Raw genomic sequence first — 4,544 nt, forward strand, 5'->3', positions numbered from 1 at the left:
CACTATTTAATCTCGTAGCATAGTTGGTGTAGTGGCTAAATCCGTAACTCACGTAATAGCCGTGCGAATTTTGTAAAATGCGAAATATAGGTTAATGGGTAATCTGTCTAATTTTCTAGTGGTAAAAATTGACAAAGAAAATGACAACAAAATAAATCAAGAAAATTATGTTAACCAAACACTTCCCGCCTGAATTTGTATAAGGCTTTGAAATACTTTGTAAAGGCGTAGCAGTGTCCAATAAAACAAAGGAAAATATTATGAAAATTAAAGATCGAAAAGAATTATTCAACGAAATCGTCAAATCTTATAAGGAAGTTTTTAATGACCATATTTTATCCGTTTCTATTTATGGTAGTGCAATAACGGATGATTTTAATTCGCAGACATCAAATATAAATGCTGCCATAATCCTGAAAGATTTGAAATTGAAAAATCTTATTCCGGCAAAGAATGTGGTGGCAAAATTAAATAAAAAACGAGTTGCCTCTCCTTTATTTCTGTCAAAAGAATATATTGATAGTTCACTTGATACATTTCCCATTGAGTTTTTGGATATAAAGTCAAACCACAAAACTATCCTCGGGGAAGATTATTTTGAAAAATTGACTATCCAAAATGAATATTTGCGTTTACAAGCGGAGCGTGAACTGAAAGGCAAATTACTTATTCTAAGGTTGGCATTTATCGAAAATATCGGCAACAGAAATTTAATTGCAAACATTGTAAAAAACTCGGTTTCCAGCATCATCCCTGTTTTAAAAGCAATTCTTGTTTTAAAAGATGAACAAATTCCCACTAGAAAAATTGATTTAATTGACCAGAGCGAAACATTATTATTAACTGATTTAACAAGAATTTACCAAGCACTTTCTTATAAAACTAAAAAATTTGATTTGAAAGGGGATAATATGGTTGAGTTCTTTGAGGAATATATTAATACAATTGATAATCTTTCCGAAATAGTAGATAAATTCAATAATTAGAGTCTGCCCGTAAAGGGAAATATTGAGTTGATTTCCGTTTTTTTGAACTTGACTCAAGTTTTCGTAACTCACAAACATAACGTAAACTAACTTAATAGATAACTTTTTTAATTCGTCACGGAGTGGTCCGTGACGTCTCGAAAAGGCTACTTTACGGATTGAGGTTTACAACAATTCGTAAGTTGCTTTGAAATTACTCGAATACAGCGCTTCTATCTCACCAAAAGCATCTTCCTTGTTTGGAAAGAATTGTCGGTTTCCAATTTATACAGATAAATTCCGCTACTTACCATTTTACCAAATTTGTTTTTCCCATCCCAAATAGTATAATTATTCTTTAGTTTTGTTCCATTATCATCATTTTGGATAGTGCATTCCTTCACGAGCTGTCCCTTCAAATTGAATATTTTTAGAGAGACGTTGTTCAAATCCTGCTTAAGATTAAATTCGATTTTGGTTGTCGAGGAAAACGGATTGGGGAAATTTTGGTGCAGTACGGTTACAGGGTGATTATATTGCCCACCAACACCAGATTCTTCGCCAAAATCTGTGAGCAAATGCTCGAAATATTCCGTTACATCTTCCCCGTTCATGAAATAAAGAGGAAAGCCGAGAACCGCAGTATTTTTGTCATCCATATCATTCACAACCCCAACGGGAATATCCGCGTGAGCTCCTGAGTCTGAATCATAACGATAGAGGACATTTTCCGCATCGCTAAATGAACCGACATACATCCATTTGTCGCCTAACTGCGGAATAATATCTCCGTTCACATCAATATAAGGATAATCATCTTCGGGAATGCCACCGAGGAAATCCAATTCGGGAATAAGTTGAGCAGAACCGCAATGAGCAAAATCATTCAAGAAGGAATCGGGAATATAATCAACTGTTTTCCAGCCTGAAATATGCACGTGCCCGCCGCTTAAAATTACGGAACATAGCTTATTAATTTCATCACCAATATAATTCTGCGATGCATCATCGTCTATCCAGATAATGGTGGAATAATGTGATAAGGTTTCCAAATCAAGCGGACTCTGTGAAACGTAATCAAATTCGGTAACCTCATATCCCTGTAAAACATAAGTATAAAAACTATCCACCGTTGCATCGTCAGGATTAGCCGGTGTGCCGTTGCCATCTCTGGTTTCATCCACGAGCAGAATGCCATCTTCCATAGGAAATGGAATCGGGGAGGCGTTAATAGAATTTGAAAAACCTGTTTCCCACAAGTTGCCCGGTGCTTCAAAATGGTAGGCACTGATCACATAATCATAACTTTCCCCGTTTTCTGCTGTTTCATCAAGGCAGCTCGTTGCATTCTGAACTTGCATAATTTCCTCGTATTCATTCTGAGATTCTGTTTTCCGATAAATTTTGTAATCCCAATCGTCAAATAGTGAATTTTCATCAAATTCTTCCCAAAACAAAATAACCTGCCCATCCCCGGGATAAGCACCATTTAGAGCTGGTCTTTTTTCCGAGTGCCCCCGATCTAAAATCCAATTGTGCGGATCATATTCCACGCTAATTTCACCGGGAAAATTTTGCACAAGATAGCTACAATCAGTCTGAACGAATTCATTCTCTACATCAATCAGAACGGAATCTACCTGCTCATCAATTTCTACAAACAATGGGATTTGCATTGTGAAAGAAGTTTGAGTGGAGCATTGCGAACGACCGAGAAAGATCAATCCGGGCTCATTATCAATTTCGGTTTTCAAAAAGTAGTATTCAAAATTTGGAATCCCGCTTCCATAGATCCATCCTTCAAAATATTCTTCGAGTTCCATTCCGCTCACGGATTCACAAACTTCCACGAAATCAGGGGTAATCACGCAACCGTATTTAAATTCATCCACATAGGTTTGGAGAATCTCAAAAAAAGTTTCATTACCCACCATTAGCCGTAGCATGTGCAAAACGGATGCGGGTTTTTCATAAGTTGCCGGTGTGAAATATGAGCTGTAAGGCGGATCGTAAATTGTATAATTATTTGAGCCTGCCCAGTTTAAGTAATAGGTGTGATAAGAGGAATAAACATAATTGCACATCGCTTCAAATCCCTGTGTGGCTTCCACATACAGAGCCTCGGAATATGTGGCAAAACCTTCGGAGAGCCACACATCTTTCCAAGTAAGCGGGGTAAGACAATCACCAAACCATTGATGCCCCAATTCATGAACAAATATCAGCTCGTAAGTGCCGGTTCCGGTTATTAAGCCGCTCCCGATCGAAGTCATTGTCTGATGCTCCATCCCACCTAATCCTCCAAAGATACCGCATTCTGCCATACCGTATTTTTGAAAAGGATATTCGCCGAAATGGTTTTCATAAACTCCCAAGGCGGTGGGAACGCAGGCAAAATCATTCTGAGCCGAACTGAGATGGTAAGGGTAAACATAATTTATAAGTGGCAGATCTTCATAAGTTTGTTCAAAAGTTTCATAGTTCCCGGTAGAGAATGAAACCAAATATGTTGCGATTTTGTCGGTATTATTCCAGAAAAATGTTTTTGTACCATCACCGTGAACGATTTCATCAACGAGGATTCCGTTTGCTGCCACGAGCATATCTTCCGGTACACGAAGATTTAATTTTGTAAAAGCTTTATCCCAGGGATGATCGTAACCGGCCCACCAATAGCGTGCTCCATTCGGGTCGGAATAAGTAAATATGTGATTTTGCCAGTAAATTCCCGTATTATAAACGTCATTGCTTTGGGTTGGGAATCCCTGATAATAAACACGGGTGGAGAGCGTATCATCAAGATTATAACCTTGATCCAGTTCAATAGTAACGATGTGATCGTCATAAGTAAAATCCGCGAGAGTTCCGTTGACGAAAACCGAATCAACGTTCAACTGTTCCAATTCATAAGAGACTTCAGTCAAATTATTTTCTTTGGATTGAATTTTTGCGAGAACATTTCCGCAAATGGAATGGTCGGAAGGAAAAATTTGCAGATTGATTTCATAGGAAAGTGCATCGTAAGAGTGAAGAGAATCTGCACGTGAATTCATCCTAAAAAATCCTGCCGGACTATTTGTTTTGTGAAACAAATCTCTGGGGATTTCTGCATAAGATAAAGTGGAAATGAGAATCATAAAAATCGAAATTACTAATATTTTTTTCATTATTTTGCTCCTTAATAGTAAATGGTTCAATATTTATTTATGTCCTTCTTAAAATGAATAAAATAAAAGCTGTAAATAATAATGAAATCAAAGTGTACCAAGAAAATGAGTTTGCAATTATTGAAACGAACAATATAACTGCTCCGATAATAATAAAAATAATTGAAAATCTAAATTTTATGTAATCTTTCATTATCTTGCTCCTTTCAGGTTATTTTCAAATTGTAATAAAAGATCAAGCAATCAAAATTAGGGAATTAAAAATACTTTCTACTCGTTTTAGGAAAATCTTGAGTTAATCCGCCAGCTGGGGGATTGACTTAAGTTTTTCCAACTTACAATTATAACGCTACTTAACTTAATAGATAATTTTTTCAATTCGTCACGGAATGGTCCGTTACTTCTCGAAAAG

At 36.6% G+C, this 4,544-nt stretch carries 2 protein-coding genes; one reads left to right on the forward strand and one right to left on the reverse strand.

The window, feature by feature from the left end; translation table 11 throughout:
* Nucleotides 1–260: 260 nt before the first annotated feature.
* Entirely contained in the window at nucleotides 261–986 is a 726-nt protein-coding gene (locus U9P79_02065) for a hypothetical protein (protein MEA2103413.1), read from the forward strand.
* 212 nt (nucleotides 987–1,198) lie between these two features.
* Here U9P79_02065 and U9P79_02070 read toward each other — a convergent pair whose 3' ends face one another.
* The gene (locus U9P79_02070) at nucleotides 1,199–4,132 is read right to left on the reverse strand and encodes a M1 family aminopeptidase (protein ID MEA2103414.1); all 2,934 of its coding nucleotides are present in this window, start codon (nucleotides 4,130–4,132) and stop codon (nucleotides 1,199–1,201) included.
* Between the last annotated feature and the right edge of the window lie 412 nt (nucleotides 4,133–4,544).

It is taken from the genome of Candidatus Cloacimonadota bacterium, assembly GCA_034661015.1.
Lineage (GTDB): Bacteria > Cloacimonadota > Cloacimonadia > JGIOTU-2 > JGIOTU-2 > JAYEKN01.

What these genes read in the sequence shown, in the direction of transcription:
- U9P79_02065 (MEA2103413.1), top strand. Translation starts at nt 261, where the DNA reads ATGAAAATTAAAGATCGAAAAGAATTATTCAACGAAATCGTCAAATCT.
- U9P79_02070 (MEA2103414.1), bottom strand. Translation starts at nt 4,132, where the DNA reads ATGAAAAAAATATTAGTAATTTCGATTTTTATGATTCTCATTTCCACT.